Below are 18,688 nucleotides of genomic sequence, written 5' to 3'. Positions count from 1 at the left end.
CCGCGGGGGCCCCCGCCGACGGCGCCGGGCTGCGGCGCCGGCTGTCCGGGCTGCCCGCCGACGGGCAGCGGGCGGCCCTCACCGACCTGGTGCGCGAGCACGCGGCCGCCGTCCTGGGGCACACCGCGGCCGAGGCGGTCCCGGCCGACCGCGGATTCCTGGAACTGGGGTTCGACTCGCTCACCGCCATCGAGCTGCGCAACCGGCTCGCCGCCGCCACCGGTCTGCGGCTGCCCGCCGGGCTGGTCTTCACCCGGCCGACCCCCGCCGCCGTGGCCGCCCACATCGCTCCGCTGCTGGCCGTCCCCGGCGACCGGCCGGCGGCCCCCGCCGCGCCCGCCTCCCCGGCCGCGGAAGAAGACCCCTTCGCCGGGATCGTGCCCCTGTTCCGGCAGGCGTGCGCGGAGGGCCGGATCCGCGACGGCATGGCCGTCGTGGAGGCCGCCGCCCGGCTGCGCCCCCGCTTCACCTCGGCCGAAAGCCACCGCGGGGGCCCGGTGGAGGGGGTGCGGCTGGCCGAAGGAGACGCCCACCCCGCGCTGGTCTGCTTCCCGTCCCTGGTGATGATCTCCGGCCTGCACGAATACGCCCGGTTCGCCGCCGCTGTGCGCGGCGAACGCGACCTCATCGTGTTCCCGCAGCCCGGCTTCGCCGGGGCCGAGCCACTGCCCGCGTCGGTGGACGCCGTGGTCGACGTGCAGGCCGACGCCGTCCTGCGCGCCACCGGGGGCCGCCCGTTCACCGTGGTGGGGCGCTCGTCGGGCGGGTGGGTCGCGGCGGCCGTCGCCGCGCGGCTGGAGCGGCACGGGGTGTTCCCGCGCGCGCTCGCCCTGCTCGACACCCCCTACCCCACCGACGACGTCACCCTTCCCGTCATCGAGAACGGCGTGGTGCAGCGCGAAGAGCAGATCGGGGTCATGGACGGCGCCCGGCTGACCGCCATGGGCGCCTACACTCGGCTCTTCGTCGACTGGCGGCCCGAGCGGATCGCCGCCCCCACGGTCGTCCTGCGCCCCGAGAAGCCGGTGGCCGACCGGTCGGGGGCGCTGCTCGACCCGTTCGGGTGGGCGCCGCCGCACACGGTGGTCCGGGTCCCCGGCGACCACTTCACGATGCTGGAGGAGCACGTCGGGTCGGCGTCGGCGATCCTGCACACCTGGCTGGCCGAGCGCGGCCGGTGAGCCGCCCGCTCCGTCACACCGCGTGCTCGGCCAGGGCCACCACCCGGCCCTCCACCCGGGCCTGCTCGGCGGCGAAGACCAGGACGTGGGAGCGCAGGGCGTCCTCGCCGCTGGTGGCCACCATGGACGGGTCGCCCGCGGCGACCGCCGGCAGGAACGACCCGAGCAGGCCGCCGTCGCCCCCGCCATGCCCGGAGTCGATGAGGCCGTCGTTGACCGTGGCGACGTCGATCTCCTCGGTGGTGTCGGAGAGGAAGTCGTAGACGCTGATCCGGTCGCCGTCGCAGTACACCTCGCCGAGCGTGCCGAACACCGAGGTCTGGCGCGGGCGGGCGCGGTTGAACGCCGACATGGTGAAGGTCGCGGTCGCCCCGCCGGCGAACTCCAGCGCGACGACCTGGTGGTCGACCACGTCGTTGTCGCAGGAGTAGACGCAGCGGCCATAAGGGCCGACGCGCAGCGCCTCGGTGACCGATCCGGCGGTGGGCTCGGGGGTGAGCACGTTCAGGGGCCAGCCGGTGCGGCCCTCCGCCACGAAGCGCCCGTAGATGCGCGGCGCGGAGTAGGCGCACCCGGGCTCGATCGCGCAGTCGAGGCAGCGCTCCGCCGCACCGGCCGGGGCCTGGTCGCGGCGGAAGTGCTTCAGGCTGCCGAACGACGACACCGACACCGCGTCGCGGCCGACGATGTGGCGCAGCCAGTCCAGGTCGTGGCAGGACTTCGCGAGCAGCATGGGCGCCGCCCGGTCGGTGCGGCGCCAGTTCCCCCGCACGTAGGAGTGCGCCTGGTGCCAGAACCCCACCGGCTCGACGTGGTCGACGCTGACGATGGCGCCGATCCGCCCGGAGTCGACGACGTCCTTCAGCACGCGCGTGTAGGGCGCGTAGCGCAGCACGTGGCAGACCCCCAGCAGCACGTCGTTGCGGCGCGCGGCGGCGACGATCGCCTCGCATTCGGCGCGGGTCTGCGCGAGCGGCTTCTCGACCAGCAGGTGGTAGCCGCGGTCGGCCAGGGCCAGCGCGGGTTCCAGGTGGGCGTCGTCCAGGGTGCACACGAGTGCGGCGTCGGCCAGGCGCGGCCGGGCGGCGGCCTCGCGCCAGTCGGCGAACCGGGCCGCCTCGGGGACGCCGTGGGCGTCGGCCAGCGGCTCGCGGTATTCGGCCCGGGGTTCGGCGACGGCCACCACCTCGGCCACGTGCGGGTGGCGCCGGATCCATTCGGCGTAGGAGCCCCCGCGCGACCCCGCGCCCACGATCATCACTCGCACCGGTGCCATCGTTCCCGCCTTTCCCTCGGATGCGGTCGCCCCCGGTGTCACCGGAAGCCCCCCGCGGCCAGTCCTTTGACGATGCGCCGCTGGAAGAGCAGCACGAGGACCACCAGGGGGAGGGTCACCACGACCCCGGCGGCCATCTGCGACCCGAACGGCTGCTGGAATTCGGTGTCGCCGGCGAACTTCGCCAGCGCAACGGTCACGGGGTTGGACGCCAGCGTGATGGACACGACGCTGGAGATCAGGTACTCGTTCCAGGCGGCGAAGAACACCAGCAGGGCGGTGGTGGCCACGCCCGGGGCGGCCAGCGGCAGGATCACGCGGCCGAACGCGCCCAGCGGCCCGCACCCGTCGACCCGGGCGGCCTCCTCCAGCTCCCAGGGCATCTCCCGGAAGAACGTGGTGAGCACGAAGATCGCCAGCGGCAGCGCGAAGCTGATGTTCGGCAGGACCATGGCCTGGTACTGGTCGATCCACCCCCAGTCGCTGAACAGGCCGTACAGCGGGGTGACGATGGCGACCCCGGGGAACATCGAGCAGGCCAGCACCAGCGCGAGCACGAGGTTGCGGCCCCGGAAGCGCAGCCGGGCCAGCGCGTACCCCGAAAGCACGGCGATCACCATGGCCAGCGCGGTCGTGGTGGTGGCGATGACCAGGCTGTTGCGCACGGCGTAGCCGAAGTCGTTGACGCCGCCGAAGACCCCCCGGTAGTTGGCCAGGGTGGGCGCCTCGGGCCACAGGGTGTTCGTGGCGATCTCGGCCGGGCCCTTCAGGCTCGAGACGAACATCCAGTAGAACGGCGCCAGGCAGTACAGGACGAGCAGGACGGTGGCGCCGCCGATCACCCACGACTCCCAGGTGGCCGGCCGGCGGGCCGTGCGGCGGCCCGCTGCGGTGGGGGCGGTGGGGGTGCTCATCGCGTGTCATCTCCCTTGAACCCGGCGAAGACGTTCGCCCCGATGGTGCGGATGAGCAGGAACGCGCACAGGAAGACGAACAGGAAGGTGAGGGTCGACAGCGCGCCGCCGTAGCCCTGCTTGAGCTCCCGGGTGGCCGCCTGCACGACCAGCATCGACAGGGTCTCGGTGTTGTTGGCGCCGCCGGTGAGGATCTGCGGGAGGTCGTACATGCGCAGCGCGTCCAGGGTGCGGAACAGCACGGCGACCACGATCGCGGGGCGGGCCAGCGGCAGGGTGATCGAGGTGAACCGCCGCCACGCCGAGGCGCCGTCGATGGCCGCCGCCTCGTAGAGGTGGGGCGGGATGGTCTGCAACCCGGCGAGGATGAGCAGCGCGACGAACGGGGCGGTCTTCCACACCTCGGCGAGGATGATCGACCACTTCGCCGGCCATTCGGCGCCGCCCCACACGACCTCGGTGCCCGTCAGTGCGTTGACGATGCCCTCGGGCTGGAGCATCCACCCCCACATGACCGCGCTGACGGCGGTGGGCAGAGCCCAGGGCAGCAGCACCGCGGCGCGCACGATGCCGCGGCCGCGGAACGCGCGGTGCATGACCAGCGCCATGCCCAGCCCGATCAGGGTCTCCACCGCCACGCTGACGGCGGCGAACATGACGGTGTTGCCCAGCGCCGCCCAGAACCCCTCGCTGCCGTAGCCGACGAGCGCGTCGGCGTAGTTCGCCAGGCCGACGAAGGCGGGCTCGGCGCCGATCGGGTCGTCGAAGAGCGACCGGTACACCGCGGAGGCCACCGGGTAGGCCACGACGAGCCCGAGGGCGGCCAGCGTGGGGGCCAGGAGCCAGACGGCCAGCCGCCGTTCCGCGGCGCGCTCGCCGGTGGTGCCGCGCCGCCGGGTGGCGGCGGGCCTGCGCTGTGCGGCGGGCGGGGTGCCGGTGGCCGTCATGCGGTCTCCACCACCCGTTCGAGTTCGGCCTGGAGGTCGGCGAGCGCCTCGTCGACCGTCTTGTCGCCGGTGAGCGCCGCGTACACGTGCCGCTGCACGGCGTTGGTGACATCGGTGTAGCGGGGCGAGACCGGGCGCGGCTGCACGCTGTCGAGGGCCGCGCGCTGGGGGACGAGGTGCGGTGAGGCGGCCATCAGCTCCGGGTCCTCGTAGTTGGCCGTCCAGGAGGTGGGGGTGTTGGTGGTGGCCATCCACTCGTGCTGCACGTCCTGGCTCTGCACGTACTCCACGAACCGCAGGGCTTCGGGCTTGTGCCCGCTGTAGACCGACACCGCGAGGTTGTTGCCGCCCAGGGTCCCGGTGCCGGGCCCGTCGAGACCGGGCAGCGGCACCGCGTCGAACCTGTCCTGGACGCGGGACTCGGGGCCCGGCTCCTGCATGGCCGGCCACGCGTAGGCCCAGTTGCGCATGAACAGCAGGTCGCCCCGCTGGAACGCGAGGCGGGCCTCGTCCTCCATGTAGGTCAGCGCCGCCGGCGGGATGTGGCCCTCGGCCAGGCCGTCGACGAGGAAGCTCAGCCCGGCGCGGGCCTCGGGGGAGTCGACCACGACGTCACCGTCGTCGTCGAAGATGGCGCCGCCGGCCGAGGCGATGGCCTCGGTGGCGTTGACGGTGAGCCCCTCGTAGCGGCTGAACTGGCCCGCGTAGCAGTCCATGCCGTTCTCCTCGGCGACCGGGCAGGCGTCGATCAGCTCCTGCCAGGTGGTGGGCGGCTCGTCGATCAGGTCGCTGCGGTAGTAGAGCATCCCGGTGCCGGTGGAGAAGGGGGCGGCGTAGAGCGTGCCCTCATAGGTGCCGGTCTCGGCGGCGGCCGGCAGGATGCCGGGACCGGCGAACCGGTCGGCGTCGAGCGGCTCCAGCCAGCCGCGGGCGGCGAATTCGGCGGTCCACACGGCGTCGGTGTAGAGCACGTCGTAGCGTCCGGCGCGGGCCTGGAGGTCCTGGACCAGCGCCGCGCGCTGGGAGTCGGCGTCGGCGGCGAGGTGGGCGACCCGGACGCGGGCGTCGGGGTTGGCTTCGTTGTAGCGCTCGATGATCTCGGCCATGTCGGCGCCGGCGCCGCGGGTGACCGCGAAGGTCACCACGGCGTCGGTGTCCTCATCGGGCAGGCTGCCGGCGCAGCCGGCCGCGGCAAGGGCGACCCCCAGTGCGAGGGCGCCCGCTCGTAACCCTGGTCCCGCCGAACCCTTGGTGGCCATGCCGCCTCCGTCCGGGGATTCGTTTCGAAATCCGATTTATAAATCGAATAGGATGGGTCGCGGAGATGTCAACACCCTTCGGGAGACGACCACCATGACCAAGCCGGTCGCCGGCTCGATGACCGGGGTGCGCAAGTTCAACACGGCGACCGTGCTCAACGCGCTGCGCGCAGCGGGCACGCCCCTGCGGGTCCTGGACCTGATGGAGGTCACGGGCCTGTCGCGCCCCACCGTCGAGACGCTGGCCGAGTCGCTGAGCGCGCAGGGGTGGGCCACCGCGGCCGAGGGGGTGCCCCTGGCCGGCCGCCAGTCACCCGGCCGCCCGGCGCGCACCTACGCCTTCAACGCCCGCGCCGGCTGGGTCCTGGGCATCGACGTGGGCGCGCACAAGGTCTCGGCCTGCCGCGCCGACCTGCGCGGCCGCCGGCTCGCGGTGGCCCGCCGCACCGTCGGCCCCGGCACCCCCGCCGACGTCCGCCTGGACGAGGCGCGCACCGCGGTCGGCGACGTCCTGCGCGGTGCCGCATCGGCGCCGGTGCTCGCCGCGTGCCTGGCCACCCCCGGTGCGGTCGACCCCCGGCGGGGACGGGTCCTGCTGGCGCCCGCGCTGCCGGGGTGGGATTCCGTGGACTTCGGCGCGTGGGCGCGCGACTTCCTGGCCTGCCCGCTGGACATCGACAATGACGCCAACCTCGCCGCGGTCGCCGAGCAGGCGGTGGGCGTGGCGCGCGATCGCTCCGACGTCGTCTTCGTGCTGCTGGGCGAACGGCTGGGGGCGGGGATCACGACCGGGGGGCGGCTGCTGCGCGGCCGCAACGGCGCGGCCGGCGAGATCGGCTACATCCGCCACGGCGGGGCCGACGAGCCGCCGCCGGCCGGGTACGGGCCGCTGGAGTCGCACGTCAACGCGCACGCGATCGTGGGCATGGTCGAGGAGGAGCTGGCCCGGCCGGACGCCCCCGCCGACTCGCCGCTGCGCCGCGCCTTCACAACCGGGGAGGAGGCGGACGGCCGACTGCCGGCCCTGGCAGCAGGCGCCCGCGACGGCGACCCCGCCGCTCTGCGCGTGCTGGAGCGGCTCTGCGGCCGCCTGGCCGAGGGGATCGCGCCCCTGCTGCTCGCGCTCAATCCGGAGCTGCTGGTCCTCGGCGGCGGCGTGTCCAGCATGGGCGACGTCCTGCACGCCCCGCTGGCCGAGGCGCTCGCCCGCACCGTGCTGTTCCCGCCCGAACTGGCACTGTCCGCCCTGGGCGACCGCGCCGTGGTCACCGGCGCGGTACACGCCGCCCTGACCCGCTTCGAGGAGACGACGATGGCGGGCATCCTCGCCTGAGCCTTGATCCCCGACCTCTCAGGCACGTACAGGGACACGGAGGCCCCCGGGCGGGCACCCGGGAGCCCTCCTTCGTGGACGGGGGCGGGTCGCGGTGGAGGCGCTGTCTCTTTCTTTGGGAACGCTCACTTCCTCGCTCCGCTCCAACGGCCCCGCGTGGGGGCCTTCGGCCAGAGGCGGCGCCGCCTCCGCTCGCTCGTCGGCTCGCCGTTCCGTTACGCGCCCGCCGTGAACGCCAGGACCGCGTTCTGCCCGCCGAAACCGAACGAGTTGCTGATCGCCACCTCCGCCGTGTGGGGGCGGGGTGCGCCCGCCACGATGTCGAGTTCGATCTCGGGGTCCTGCTTCTCCAGGTTCGCCGTCGGCGGGATCACGCCTCGCTCCAGCGTGAGCACGGTGAATACGGCCTCGATCGCCCCCGCGGCGCCCAGGGCGTGCCCGACCACCCCCTTGGTCGAGGTGACCGCTGCGTGGTCGCCGATCACCCGGCGCAGCACCCGCGCCTCGGCCGCGTCGTTGAGCGGGGTCGAGGTGCCGTGCGCGTTGACGTGGCCCACCTCCGCCGCACCCACCCCGGCGTCATCCAGCGCCGCGGAGATCGCCCGCGCCACCCCCGCGCCCTCGGGGTCGGGGCGGGTGATGTGGTGGGCGTCGTCGGAGGCGCCGTAGCCCGCCAGCCGTCCGCGGATCCGCGCGCCGCGCGCACGCGCGTCGGCCTCGCGCTCCAGGACCATGATCCCGCTGCCCTCGCCGATCACGAAGCCGTCGCGGCCGGCATCGAAGGGCCGCGAGGCCGCGGCCGGCTCACCGGTGCGCCGCGACAGCGCGCCCATTCGCCCGAACCCCGCCACCAGCAGGGGGACGATCGCGGCCTCGGTGCCGCCGGTGATCACCACGTCGCAGGTGCCGCCGCGCAGCAGTCCCAGCGCGCATCCGATGGCCGTGGCCCCCGATGCGCATGCGGTGGCGGTGACGAAATTGGGCCCCTGCGCGCCGAACCGCAGTGCGATGTGGCCGGCCGCCATGTTGGGGATCAGCATGGGCAGCAGGAGCGGGGAGACCGCCCACGGGCCCTGTTCGTCCAGCCGCCGCTGCTGTGCGTCATAGCTGGCCAGTCCGCCGATCCCGACCCCCAGCACCACGCCGACGCGGGCGCCGTCCCAGGTCTGCGGGTCCAGCCCGGAGTCGGCGACGGCCTCGGCCGCGGCGACCATCGCGAACTGGGTGAACCGGTCGAGGGTCATGGAGCTGCGCCGGCCGATCAGCGCGTCGGCGTCGAACGGCGGGACCCGGCACGAGATGTCGACCGGCAGCCCCGCCAGGGCGGGGTCGGTCGCGGCGGCGGAGCCGCCCGCGCAGGCGCGCGACCAGTTCTCCTCCGTGCCCAATCCGGCGGCGGTCACCAGCCCCATGCCGGTGACCGCGACTGCGCCGGGGCTCATCTGTCCGCCGCGGTCAGCTCGGCGTCGATCAGCCCGGCCGCGTGCTGCACGGTGTCCTGAGGGGACGTCGCGTCCTCGCTGATCTCCACCCCCAGCTCCGACTGGACCACCAGCAGCAGCTCCACGAGGAACAGCGAGTCCAGTTCCAGCTCCTCGAAGGTCGCGTCCGGGGAGATCGCCTCACGGTCCACCTGGAATCGGGTCACCAGCAGATCGACCAGCCGGTCGTAGGTCGTCGCACCCATCGCCGTCTCTCCTCTACTCCGTAGTCGTGGTTCCCGGTGCCCCGGCCGTGCCCGGACGGGGAAGTTCGTGGGCGCAGGTGGTGGATGCATGCGGATCGCGCCGGTGCCATTGGGCGAGGGGCGCCGTTTCGCGGTTCCCGGGGAACGCGTCGGCGCGGGCGTCCCGGCGGGCCGGCAGTGGCGGCCGGTCCGGGGTTTTCCGCGTATTCACACCATCGGGCGAGTGGGCCCTGGGAACGGTCGGCGGCCGCACGGATCCGGGAACGCCGAACCGGATCATCGCGCCCTCCGCAATTCAGCCGCCTTTATCCGGGCGATTCCTGAGTGATCATCTTCCCAGGGGTGATCACCCGGTCACGATACACGGCCGGTTCGGTGCGGATCACCGGCGGGCACGGGTTTTCGTGCGGCAGCGCCGGCCGTCCGGCTTTCCGGGGGCTGTGCCCGCCCGTCCGGAAAGGACGGTTTCCATGGCGCTTCCGGGCACGGTTTCGGCCGCGTTTCAAAGGGCGCGAATAACCCGGGAAAGGCAATGAGCCGGGCGTATGTGCAAAACGATTTCCGGCCCCATTCGCGCAGCTCTCAACGCGAATGGGGCCGGAAGAGTGGAGGCGGGGATCCGCGCCGCGGCGGCGCCGCTGGACCGGTCAGGCGCGGCGGGCGGGCAGCGTGGCCAGCCAGCCGCCGACCAGCGCGGGCCAGTCGGGTGCCGTGGCGTCGCCGTGGGCGACGGTGAACGCCGTGGAGGTCTTCACGGCGTCGGCCATGACCCCGTCGAAGGTCTCGGCGCGCAGGATGACATCGGTGGCCTCGGCATCGGTCGCGAACGTGACGTCCAGCTTGTCCAGCGGCGACCGCGACCCGCTGGGCGGGTAGAACTTGATCTCCTGGAACAGCGGCGAGCGCTGGCGGTCGGTGCCCGCACCCGCGTGGGCGTCGGCGATCCGGCCGTGCTTGACGACGGCGCTGTAGAAGTCGAAGCCCATCTGGGCCAGCGCGTCCAGGACGGCCGCCTGCGCCGGCAATGGGGCGATGGCGATCGGGTCGAAGTCCCCGGGGTCGACGGCCGCGGCGATGTGCAGCTGGGTGTTAACGCCGACGTCCATGCCCTTGAGCGGCTGCCCGCGGTGGACGGTGACCGGCATGTCCCACGGCACGTCCATGGTGAACTCGCGGGTGACCGTGTCGCCCCCGGCCACCCGGAACGCGGCGCCGGCCTCAACGCGGCGGAACTCCACGTCGCTGTAGTCCTGGAGCCGGACGACCAGGCCGGTGGTGAGCCGGTCGATCCGCTGGTCCACCTCGCCGCCGTCGATGTCGATCCGGCCGTGGATGGTCCCGCCGGGCACAACGGCCTCGTCGCGCAGCACGGTCTCGACCGTTGCGCCGCCCCAGCCCAGGCGCGTCAGCAGCCGCTTGATCCCCACGGTCCTCCCCTTCCGATGCACCGCGCCGTCGCGGCGCCGCGCGAACATACCACGCCGCCGGCCGCCGCTCCCGCCGACGCGCGGGCCGCCCGGTGAGGAGAGGAGAGCCGCCGACAAGTACCGACAATTTGATATTTCTTGACAAAAAAATCGTTCGGTGACACCGTCCTCCCATGGACGATGTAGCGGTGATCGAGGACCCGGCCGCGGCCGAAACCTCCCTGGACCCCGTGCGCGCGCGGCTGCTGGCCGAACTCGCCCGGCCCGCCTCCGCCACCATGCTGGCCGCCCGGGTCGGGCTGCCCCGGCAGAAGGTGAACTACCACCTCAGGGCGCTGGAGCGGCATGGCCTGGTCGCATTGGTGGAAGAACGGCGGAAGGGCAATGTCACCGAGCGGGTGCTCCAGGCGTCGGCGGCCTCCTATGTGATCTCGCCCGTCGCGCTCGCCGCGGTCCAGCCCGACCCGGAGCGCGCGCCCGACCGGCTGTCGGCGCGCTGGCTGCTGGCCGTGGCGGCGCGCCTGGTGCGCGACGTCGGCTCGCTGATCACCGGCGCGGAGCGGGAACGACGCCGCGTGGCGACCTTCGCCATCGACGGCGAGGTCCGCTTCGCGACCGCCACCGACCGCGCCGCGTTCGCCGCGGAACTGGCCGCGGCCGTCACCGCGCTGGTCGCCAAGTACCACGACGAAGCCGCCGAAGGGGGGCGCGACCACCGGGTGGTCGTCGCCGTCCACCCGTCGGCCGGCGAACACACGAAGGAGTCATGAGATGGGCCGCGAATTCGAACTGCGCAAGGAAGTCGAGCTGGACGCCACCCCCGAACAGGTCTGGGCGGCGATCGCCACCGGCCCGGGCATCGAGTCGTGGTTCATGGGGCCCTACGAGGTCGAGCCGCGCGAGGGCGGTGCGGCGCGGCTGACCGTCCACGACTCCGTCGACGAGAGCACGGTCACCGCCTGGGAGCCGCCGACCCGGCTGTGCACGCGCGGGGCCGAGGCCGAGGACGGCACCTTCCACGCCTTCGAGTACATCGTCGAGGGCCGCGAGGGCGGCAGCACCGTCCTGCGGTTCGTGCACAGCGGCTTCCTCGGCGGCGACTGGGGCGAGGAGTACGTCGCCCAGACGGGACACGGCTGGGACATGTACCTGCACACGCTGGGCGAATACCTCACCCACTTCCCGGGTAAGGCCGGCACCTTCGTCTATGCGGAGGGGCCGCGCACGGCCGACGGCTCGCGGGCCTGGCCCCGGGTCGCCGAGGCCCTGGGGATCCCGGAGTCCGTCCCGCGCGGCGCGGCCGTCCTGCTCACCCCGGAGGGCCTGCCGCCGGTCAAGGGCGTCGCCGACTACACCGTCCCGGGCCACCCCGACTTCCTGGGGGTGCGGACCGACAACGCCCTGTACCGGTTCCACGGCCACGGCGACACCGTGGTGGTCGGCCACCACCTCTTCGCCGGCGATGCCGACCGCGACACCGAGGACCGGGCGTGGAAGGGCTGGCTCGACCGCGTGCTCGGCTGAGCGGCCGCCTGGCCCTCCCGCACGGCCCGGCGGCGGCGTTCACGCTGCGCACGGCGCTGCGGCGGGTTGGCACCCGGCAGCCGCGTTCGCCATGATGATCGATGGCCGGTACCCGCCGGCCATCGATCACCAAGGGAAAGGCCCGGCCGTCCGTGAGTGCTGAGGGAAGTACGAAGGCCGTCGTCACGGCGCTGGCGGCGAACCTGGGGATCGCCGTCACCAAGTTCGTGGCCTACGCGCTGACCGGGTCGTCGTCGATGCTGGCGGAGTCCATCCACTCCGTGGCCGACTCCGGCAACCAGGCCCTGCTGCTGATCGGCGGCAAGCGCGCCCGCCGCGAGGCCACACCGGAGCACCCCTTCGGCTACGGCCGCGAGCGCTACATCTACGCGTTCCTGGTGTCGATCGTGCTGTTCTCGCTCGGCGGCCTGTTCGCCCTCTACGAGGCCTGGCACAAGATCAGCGACCCGCACCCCATCACCTCCTGGCAGTGGGTGCCGGTCGTGGTGCTGCTGATCGCGATCGTGCTGGAGTCCTCCGCGCTGCGCACCGCGGTCAAGGAGTCCAACGCTGTGCGGGGCAACGCCGGGTGGGTCAGCTTCGTCCGCCACTCGAAGTCGCCCGAGCTGCCGGTCATCCTGCTGGAGGACACCGGGGCCCTGCTCGGCCTGGTGTTCGCGCTCATCGGCGTGGGGCTCACCCTGGTCACCGGCAACGGCATCTGGGACGGCCTGGGCACCGCCGCGATCGGCATCCTGCTGGTCGTCATCGCGATCGTGCTCGCCGCCGAGGTGAAGAGCCTGCTGGTGGGCGAGTCCGCCACCGATGCCCACGTGCGCGCGATCGAGCAGGCCATCGTGGCCGGCGACGGCGTCGACGCCGTCATCCACATGCGCACCCTGCACCTGGGCCCCGAGGAGCTGCTGGTCGCGGCCAAGATCGCGATCGACCCCACCGACGACGCCCGCGAGGTCACCGACGCGATCAACGGCGCCGAGGCCCGCATCCGCGAGGCCGTGCCGATCGCCACGCTCATCTACATCGAGCCCGACGTCCTCCGCCCCAAGGACCCCGCCGCCCGGACCGCCCCCGCCTCGGAGGGGAGCTCCTGAGGTCCGCGCGGGTCAGGACGCGCCGCAGCCGCACTCCGCGATCGCCGCGGCGAAGGTGTCCAGGGTCGGGCCCTGGGCGGCCGGGTCGTTGGCGATGAAGGTGAAGAACAGCAGGTTGCCGTCCAGGTCGCGCACGGTCCCGGCCAGGGCGGAGACCCCGTCCAGGGTCCCCGTCTTGGCGCGCACGGTCCCGGCGCCCGTCCCGGAACCGCTCATGGCGGAGTAGCGGTCGTCGAGGCTCCCGGTGAAGTTGCCCGTGGGCAGCCCGCTGAGCGTGTACGCGAGCTCCGGGCGCTCGGGGTCGGCGGCGAGGGCCAGCAGGTCGACCAGTGCCTTGGGCGTGATGCGGTTGTTCACCGACAGCCCGCTGCCGTCCTCGGCGTGAACGCCGGTGATCCCCAGCCGGGCCACGACGCCGGCGACCGCCCCCGCGGCGCCCGCGAACGACGGCTCCGCGCCCTCCGCGATCGCCATCTGCCGGGACAGCGCCTCGGCGATGTTGTTCTCGCTCTCCAGCATCATCTTCTCGACCAGCGCCGAGACCGGCGCCGAGTCCACGGCCGCGATGGGCTCGCCCCCGCCTTCGGCGGGCACCGGCTCGCCCTCGACCGCGATCCCGGCCGCCGTGAGCCGCCGCGCGAACGCCGCGGCGGCGGTGGCGGGCGGGTCGGCCACGCGCGGGCCGTAGTTCATCGACCGGTCCACCCGGCCGCCGTCGAGCATGAGCGCGTGCACCTCGGCGACGCTGCCCTCGGTGATGTAGCCCGGCTTCCACCCCGGCCCGGTCGCCGGTCCGGCGTAGAGGCCGTTGTCATAGCCCAGGCGGACGGTGTCCACCCCGGCGCCCGCGAGCGCCGACGCGGTGCGCTCCGCCAGGTCCTCCAGCGTGGCCAGGCGCGGGTAGCCGCCGGGGATCGGGGTCTCGGTGAGCGTGGGGTCGCCCGCGCCCACGAGCACGATCTCGCCTGGGCCCGCGCCCTGCACGACCTCGGTGCTGATGCGGGCGTCGGGGCCGAGCGTGGCGAGCGCGGCGACCGCGGTCATCACCTTGGTCGTCGACGCCGGGACCGAGGGGGTCTCGGCGTCCAGGTCGTAGAGCGCCTGGCCGGTGGCGCCGTCGGTGACGTAGCCGGAGACGCCCGCGAGCCCCGAGGCGGCGATGGCGGCGTCGATCTGGCCCGCGAGCGCGGCCGGGGCGATCCCCGATTCGCGCGGTTCGGGGGCGCGCACCGTCGCGGCGGGCACCGCCGGTCCGGCGGCGACCTCGAGCGGCCGTGACGAGACGAGGTCGAGCGCCACCACCCCCGCGACCAGAACGAACACGTTGAGCAGGGCCAACGCGAGATATGCCCGGGCCCGCACCTGCCGCATGCGGCACCTGCCGTTTCCGTTCTCAGGGTGGAGCCGCGATCCGGGGACGCCCCGAGGGCCCGGGGGCGCAGTGTCCCGCCGCGTCCGGGTCCCGGGCACACCGGCTCCCGGCGTGCCGGACCGCGGAAAGCGGCCGCTCCATGGACGTGGAGGTCCACCGTAGAGGAATCCGCGGCCGCGCTCAAAACACGCCCGCGCCCCGGAACCGCAGGTGGTGTGCGGGGCGCGGCACAAGGGGAGGGATGATCACGAGACGTGACGGATGTGGCCCCGGGTTCCCACGGAGCCGACGTCGCAGACGCCCGGACTGGAGACGACGCATGCCCCGACGAAGAACCGTGTGGACCGTGGTCAGGCGCGCCGCGCTGGGCCTGGTCGCCGCCGAGATCGCCGTGGTCGTGGGGCTCGTCGCGTTCGACATCTGGCGCAAGCGGGTCCGCCCCCGGCGCGCGGACTTCCCCCGCACCGCCCCCGAAGAGTTCCGGGTCGGCGAGACCGCCCTGACCGTCTACGCCTTCGGCGAGGACGTCTACACCGACATGCTCGCCGCCATGCGCGGCGCCCGGCGGCGGATCATGTTCGAGTCGTTCATCGTCAAGGACGACCGCATGGGGCGGGCGTTCAAGCAGGCCCTCATCGAGGCCGCCGAGCGGGGGGTCGAGGTCTACGTCGTCTACGACGGCTTCGCCAACCTCGTCGTGCCCCGCTCGTTCTTCCGGTTCCCGCCCTCCGTGCACGTCATCCGCTACCCGGCGGTGCGGCCGGGGCTGCTCCTGCTCAACCTGCGCAAGTCCGGCCGCGACCACCGCAAGATCCTCGCCGTCGACGGCGAGGTGGCGTTCATCGGCGGCTACAACGTGGGCGACGCCTACGCCACCGCCTGGCGCGACACCCACCTGCGCCTGGCCGGGCCGTCGGTGTGGGAGCTGGAGAACGCGTTCCGCGACTTCTGGAACGCCAACCGCCGCGCCGCCCTGCCGCTGCTCGACGACGTCGGCTCCGGCGACTGGGACCCCCGTATCCGCGCCCACCGCAACGTGCCCGAGCTGCTGGTCTTCCCGATCCGCGCGATGTACCTGGAGGCGATCGACCGGGCGCGGGACCGCATCTTCATCACCCAGGCGTACTTCATCCCCGACCGGGAGATCCTGCGCGCCCTGATCGCCGCGGCGCGGCGCGGGGTGGACGTGCGGATCCTGGTGCCGGAGAACTCCAACCATGTGGTGGCCGACTGGCTGTCGCGGGGCTTCTACTCGGCGCTGCTGCGCGGCGGGGTGGGCCTCTGGCTGTTCCAGGACGCCATGGTGCACGCCAAGACCGCCACCATCGACGGCCAGTGGTCCACCATCGGCACCGCCAACGTCGACCGGCTCAGCCTCACCGGCAACTACGAGATCAACGTGGAGGTCTTCGACGAGGCCGTGGCCGCCCACCTGGAGCACGTCTTCGGCAACGACAGCACCAACGCGCGCCGCCTCACCCGGAGCGAGTGGCGCGCCCGGCCGCTGCTGGCGAAGCTCAGTGAGCTGATCCTCATCCCGCTGCGCCCGTTCCTGTGACCCCTCCGGCGCGCCCGTTCCCCTGACCGCGCCGTGCCGCCGTCCGTCCGCGGCCGCGGGTCAGTACCCGCGCCAGCCCTGCTGGTGGTAGGTGATCACCGTCGGGTGCAGGAGCGTGGAGGGTTGGGGGTCCACCGGCCGCCGGTCCTTGGGGAACACCTGCGCGGCCCGCAGCGTGGCGGCGTCCAGGAACCGCGTGCGCGGGTGGTCCGGCGGCAGCTCCACGTCCGGGGCGCCCTCGGCGGCCGCCAAGTGGAACCCCCAGTTGCCGAAGCTCGGCACGTCGACGTTGTAGGAGGAGGCCGCCAGCCCGGCTTCGGCCAGGCTGCGCTCGATGCTCCAGTACGCCTCGCCGGCGAAGTACGGGGAGCCCGCCTGGACCACCATCCGCCCGTCCTCGGCCAACGCGTGCGCCGCCAGCGTGTAGAACTCCACCGAGTACAGCTTGGCGGTGGGGACGTCGTCGGGGTCGGGCAGGTCGGCGACGATCACGTCGAAGCGCTCGCGGTTGTCCCGCAGCCAGTTGAACGCGTCGGCGGCGACCACCTCCACCCGGTCGTCGTCCAGGGCCCCCTGGTTGAGGCCGGTGATCGCCGGCTCGGCGCGGGCCAGGGCGACCACCGCGGGGTCCAGGTCGACCAGGGTGACGTGGTCGACGTCGTCGTAGCCGAGGATCTCGCGCACGGCCAGCCCGTCGCCCCCGCCCAGGACCAGCACGTCGCCGCGCGGCCCGTTCATCGCCGGGTGCACCAGCGACTCGTGGTACCGGTACTCGTCGAGCGAGGAGAACTGGAGGTCCCCGTTGAGGAAGAGCCGGGTGTCGACCCCGTCGAAGCTGCGCGTGAGCACGATCTCCTGGTAGTCCGACCGCTCGGCGAACACCACGGGGTCGCGGTAGAGCGCCTGGCGCGCGTCGACCTCGAACCGCCCGGACAGGCCGAAGGCCGCCCCGAGCACCACCAGCACCAGGACCAGGCCGGCCGACAGCAGGATCCGGGACCCGCGGCCCAGCGAGGCCCGGAACAGCCACAGCACGACCGCCACCCCGAGCACCGCGTTGAGGGCGCCCACCGCCAGCACGCCCTGCGGCAGCCCGAGCAGGGGCAGCAGCAGGAACGGGAAGGCCAGCCCGCCGATCAGCCCGCCCACGTAGTCGGCGGCGAACAGGTCGGCGACCGCCTCGGTGGCGTCCTGCCGGCGGATGCGCTGGATCAGCGTCATCAGCAGCGGGATCTCCGCGCCGATCAGGGCGCCGATGGCGAAGGCCACGACCACCAGCGCGGGCTGGTAGAGCGAGAACCAGGCGAACGCCGCGTACAGCAGCAGCACCGACAGGCCGCCGATCAGCGACAGCGCCCCCTCGATCACGGCGAAGCCGACCGCCGGCCGCCGGGCGAGCGGTTTGGCCGCCAGCGAGCCGATGCCCATGGCGAACACCATCACCGACAGGACGACCGACGCCTGGACGATCGTGTTGCCGAGCAGGTAGGAGCCGAGCGCCACGAGCGCCAGCTCGTAGACCAGCCCGCAGGCCGCGCAGCCGAACACGGCGAGCAGCACGATGAACCGGGCGGCGCCCGGCCGGACGGGCAGGTCCAGGGGGCCGTCCTCGCGTTCGGCCACGTCGGCTTCGGGCATCAGGAGATCGCCGCGGCGACGACCAGCGCCACGGCGATGTGCGCGGCCCCGTTGACCCAGGCGGCGGGGTGGAGCTCGGCTTCGGCGACGATCGAGCCCAGCTTGCCGGGCGTCAGCGCGTCGAGGAGCAGGAAGGAGACGGCCATGAGGATCAGCCCGATGAGGCCGTAGCCCGCGGTGCTGATCAACCCGTTGACCAGGCCGGTCTCGCTGGCCATGATCGCCGAGACCACCACGACGGCCGTCCCCAGCGTGTTGGCGGCGACGATCAGCGTGGCGTTCTGGTTGCGGTTGGTCCAGATCAGCTCGTGCAGCTTGCCGGGGGTGAGCACGTCGACGATCGCATAGCCGACGGCCATCAGCAGCGTGCCGACCACGCCGTAGGCCAGGCAGGAGCCGAGTTCGGCGAGCAGGTTCATGGGGGTCCTCGTCGTAGGAAGGGGGAGGCGGTTCAGGGGCCGGAGGTCTTCAGGGGTGTCGGGGCGTGGGCAGGGGCGTCACTTGCCCCAGCCGGGGCCGCCCCCGCGGTTGTTGCCGCCGCCGTCACCGGTGCCGAACGTGCCGGTGCCGTTGCGGTCGCCGGTGGTGCCCCCGCTGGAGGTGCCCGACGTGCCGGTGTTGTTGCGGTTGTTGTTCCCGGAGCCGCCGCCGCCGATGAAGACCCAGCCGCCGGAGCCGCTGGACCGGCACCCGACGTGCTGGTAGCGGCCGTCCACGAGGTCGTACTCGCCCCGGTTGGGGGCGTAGATGTAGCGGCCGTCGTCCAGGTCGTAGTCGCCGCACACGGTGCGGGAGGACGTCGTGCAGGCCGCCAGGGTGGCAGCGAGTGCCACCGCGCAGGCGGCGGCGCCCAGCGCCCGTAAGGGGGCGCCGCGGGCGCGGAACGGGGGGTCAGAGGTCATCGCCGGAGGTCTCCGTTTCCGGGGTCGGCGCGGATCGCGTCCCGCGCGGGTCCAGGGAGGTCGTGGTCGTCACCAGCTCGCCGGTCTGGGGGTAGGCGTGCCAGCTCCGCCACAGGAGTGCGTGGCCGTCGGCGCGGACGACGAGCCCGGTGATCGCATCGGGCGAGCCGGGGAACGTGGCGAGCAGCCCGCAGGGGTGGGCGGCCACCGCGCGCGCGGTCTTCTGCGCCTGCGCGGCGAACGCCTTGGGCGCCAGCCGGCGCACCGAGCTCGCGAAGTCGTAGTGCCGGACCCCGTGGACCGCGGGGGACGCCTGCGCGGGCAGGCCGCCGTCCGTGCCGGGCAGGCAGGCCACGGTCTCGGTGAGCCAGCCCGGCCCGGCGGCCTCCACCAGGACCTGGTGGGAGGCGCCGAGGATGCGCAGCTCCACACGCGGCCCGCCGACCAGGGGGTCGACGGTGCGGGCGGCCAGGGGCGCGATGGGCGGGTGCCCGATGGTCCAGCTCAGGTCGGCCGCCCGGGTGTCGACGAACGGTTGCGTGATCGTCTGGAGCACCG

General features: G+C 73.5%; 18 protein-coding genes. 6 read left to right on the top strand and 12 right to left on the bottom strand.

Annotation, left to right across the window (positions count from 1 at the left end):
• On the top strand, positions 1-1,181 hold a 1,181-nt coding region (locus ACFOVU_RS23965; RefSeq protein WP_378537194.1), incomplete at its 5' end, for an alpha/beta fold hydrolase.
• A gap of 13 nt (positions 1,182-1,194) precedes the next feature.
• On the opposite strand, the gene ACFOVU_RS23960 is transcribed toward ACFOVU_RS23965, so the two are convergent.
• The 4 genes from ACFOVU_RS23960 to ACFOVU_RS23945 are packed head-to-tail and all read right to left on the bottom strand — an operon-like array spanning position 1,195 to position 5,577.
• Positions 1,195-2,457, bottom strand: a complete 1,263-nt coding sequence (locus ACFOVU_RS23960) for a Gfo/Idh/MocA family protein (RefSeq protein ID WP_378537193.1) — start codon at positions 2,455-2,457, stop codon at positions 1,195-1,197.
• Positions 2,458-2,495: 38 nt separating this feature from the next.
• Positions 2,496-3,371, bottom strand: a complete 876-nt coding sequence (locus tag ACFOVU_RS23955) for a carbohydrate ABC transporter permease (protein ID WP_378537192.1) — start codon at positions 3,369-3,371, stop codon at positions 2,496-2,498.
• Complete coding sequence (locus ACFOVU_RS23950; protein ID WP_378537191.1) at positions 3,368-4,318, bottom strand: carbohydrate ABC transporter permease; 951 nt, start codon at positions 4,316-4,318, stop codon at positions 3,368-3,370. The genes ACFOVU_RS23955 and ACFOVU_RS23950 overlap by 4 nt, the downstream gene beginning before the upstream one ends.
• Positions 4,315-5,577, bottom strand: coding sequence for an ABC transporter substrate-binding protein (locus ACFOVU_RS23945; protein WP_378537190.1), 1,263 nt, complete (start codon positions 5,575-5,577; stop codon positions 4,315-4,317). The genes ACFOVU_RS23950 and ACFOVU_RS23945 overlap by 4 nt, the downstream gene beginning before the upstream one ends.
• 52 nt (positions 5,578-5,629) lie before the next feature.
• On the opposite strand from ACFOVU_RS23945, the gene ACFOVU_RS23940 reads away from it, so the two are divergent.
• Positions 5,630-6,910 (top strand): ROK family protein, encoded by a 1,281-nt coding sequence (locus ACFOVU_RS23940; RefSeq protein ID WP_378537189.1) that lies wholly within the window; start codon positions 5,630-5,632, stop codon positions 6,908-6,910.
• A 215-nt stretch (positions 6,911-7,125) separates the two neighbouring features.
• Here the strand turns inward: ACFOVU_RS23940 and ACFOVU_RS23935 are convergent, their stop codons facing one another.
• The 3 genes from ACFOVU_RS23935 to ACFOVU_RS23925 form a co-directional block, all read right to left on the bottom strand.
• On the bottom strand, positions 7,126-8,352 hold the full coding sequence (locus ACFOVU_RS23935) for a beta-ketoacyl-[acyl-carrier-protein] synthase family protein (RefSeq protein ID WP_378537188.1): 1,227 nt from the start codon (positions 8,350-8,352) through the stop codon (positions 7,126-7,128).
• Entirely contained in the window at positions 8,349-8,597 is a 249-nt protein-coding gene (locus ACFOVU_RS23930; RefSeq protein WP_378537187.1) for an acyl carrier protein, read from the bottom strand. Before ACFOVU_RS23930 ends, ACFOVU_RS23935 begins: the two co-directional genes overlap by 4 nt.
• A 647-nt stretch (positions 8,598-9,244) precedes the next feature.
• Entirely contained in the window at positions 9,245-10,024 is a 780-nt protein-coding gene (locus tag ACFOVU_RS23925; RefSeq protein ID WP_378537186.1) for a sporulation protein, read from the bottom strand.
• Positions 10,025-10,197: 173 nt separating this feature from the next.
• Between ACFOVU_RS23925 and ACFOVU_RS23920 the strand changes: the two genes are divergently transcribed.
• From ACFOVU_RS23920 to ACFOVU_RS23910, 3 genes are all read left to right on the top strand, one after another.
• On the top strand, positions 10,198-10,794 hold the full coding sequence (locus ACFOVU_RS23920) for an ArsR/SmtB family transcription factor (RefSeq protein WP_378537185.1): 597 nt from the start codon (positions 10,198-10,200) through the stop codon (positions 10,792-10,794).
• Between the two features lies 1 nt (position 10,795).
• Positions 10,796-11,548, top strand: a complete 753-nt coding sequence (locus ACFOVU_RS23915; RefSeq protein ID WP_378537184.1) for an SRPBCC family protein — start codon at positions 10,796-10,798, stop codon at positions 11,546-11,548.
• Between the two features lie 152 nt (positions 11,549-11,700).
• Positions 11,701-12,660, top strand: a complete 960-nt coding sequence (locus ACFOVU_RS23910) for a cation diffusion facilitator family transporter (protein WP_378537182.1) — start codon at positions 11,701-11,703, stop codon at positions 12,658-12,660.
• A 12-nt stretch (positions 12,661-12,672) separates the two neighbouring features.
• On the opposite strand, the gene dacB is transcribed toward ACFOVU_RS23910, so the two are convergent.
• Positions 12,673-14,031 (bottom strand): D-alanyl-D-alanine carboxypeptidase/D-alanyl-D-alanine endopeptidase, encoded by a 1,359-nt coding sequence (gene dacB, locus ACFOVU_RS23905; RefSeq protein WP_378537180.1) that lies wholly within the window; start codon positions 14,029-14,031, stop codon positions 12,673-12,675.
• A 320-nt stretch (positions 14,032-14,351) separates the two neighbouring features.
• Between dacB and ACFOVU_RS23900 the strand changes: the two genes are divergently transcribed.
• Positions 14,352-15,590: a phospholipase D-like domain-containing protein gene (locus ACFOVU_RS23900; protein WP_378537179.1), complete on the top strand. Its 1,239-nt coding sequence runs from the start codon at positions 14,352-14,354 to the stop codon at positions 15,588-15,590.
• A 60-nt stretch (positions 15,591-15,650) separates the two neighbouring features.
• On the opposite strand, the gene ACFOVU_RS23895 is transcribed toward ACFOVU_RS23900, so the two are convergent.
• The 4 genes from ACFOVU_RS23895 to ACFOVU_RS23880 form a co-directional block, all read right to left on the bottom strand.
• Positions 15,651-17,228, bottom strand: coding sequence for a polyamine aminopropyltransferase (locus ACFOVU_RS23895; protein WP_378537177.1), 1,578 nt, complete (start codon positions 17,226-17,228; stop codon positions 15,651-15,653).
• The gene (locus ACFOVU_RS23890; protein WP_378537176.1) at positions 17,228-17,647 is read right to left on the bottom strand and encodes a DUF350 domain-containing protein; all 420 of its coding nucleotides are present in this window, start codon (positions 17,645-17,647) and stop codon (positions 17,228-17,230) included. Before ACFOVU_RS23890 ends, ACFOVU_RS23895 begins: the two co-directional genes overlap by 1 nt.
• Before the next feature lie 78 nt (positions 17,648-17,725).
• Complete coding sequence (locus ACFOVU_RS23885; protein ID WP_378537174.1) at positions 17,726-18,130, bottom strand: hypothetical protein; 405 nt, start codon at positions 18,128-18,130, stop codon at positions 17,726-17,728.
• Positions 18,120-18,686, bottom strand: coding sequence for a DUF2617 family protein (locus ACFOVU_RS23880; RefSeq protein ID WP_378537172.1), 567 nt, complete (start codon positions 18,684-18,686; stop codon positions 18,120-18,122). Before ACFOVU_RS23880 ends, ACFOVU_RS23885 begins: the two co-directional genes overlap by 11 nt.
• Positions 18,687-18,688: the final 2 nt, after the last annotated feature.

The organism is Nocardiopsis sediminis, assembly GCF_042650565.1.
Lineage (GTDB): Bacteria > Actinomycetota > Actinomycetes > Streptosporangiales > Streptosporangiaceae > Nocardiopsis_B > Nocardiopsis_B sediminis.
The sequence above is the reverse complement of the archived record's forward strand: the minus strand, read 5'-3'. Positions and strand labels throughout refer to the sequence as shown.